This window comes from Candidatus Nanopusillus massiliensis (assembly GCF_920984865.1).
This window is the reverse complement of the sequence record NZ_OV100765.1, coordinates 451592-451868: the sequence shown is the minus strand read 5'-3', so window position 1 is coordinate 451868 and position 277 is coordinate 451592. Positions and strand designations below refer to the sequence as shown.

Here is a 277-nt window from a genome sequence, read left to right as displayed (position 1 = left end):
TAAACTTGATTAAATACTATCTTAATGAAGACCAAATATATATTTATTATGAGAGTTGTGTTGTCTGGGTTGGGTCAGGGTATAAATCCATCTTCTATTGGCAAAATACTTCAAGCTCGAGGTTATAATGTAACAGCAGTTAAAATTGATCCATATTTAAATGTGGGATGTTGGTACAATGAACCCATTCCAGCATGGTGAGGTTTTTGTTACTTTTGATGGCGGTGAAACAGATTTGGATTTAGGACATTATGAAAGATTTCTTGATGTTGAGATT

The 277-nt window shown here is 33.2% G+C and carries 2 protein-coding genes; both read left to right on the top strand.

Features of this window, described 5'->3' with window-relative positions; all coding sequences use genetic code 11:
* Positions 1 to 24 precede the first annotated feature (24 nt).
* Positions 25 to 201, top strand: coding sequence for a hypothetical protein (locus tag LUA84_RS04810; RefSeq protein ID WP_342765383.1), 177 nt, complete (start codon positions 25 to 27; stop codon positions 199 to 201).
* Positions 161 to 277, top strand: a 117-nt coding sequence (locus LUA84_RS05410; protein WP_457913367.1) for a hypothetical protein, incomplete at its 3' end; no start/stop codon positions are given. The genes LUA84_RS04810 and LUA84_RS05410, both read left to right, overlap by 41 nt.

Excerpts from the sequence above, each read along its gene's own strand:
- LUA84_RS04810 (WP_342765383.1), top strand. The coding sequence starts at position 25 with ATGAAGACCAAATATATATTTATTATGAGAGTTGTGTTGTCTGGGTTG.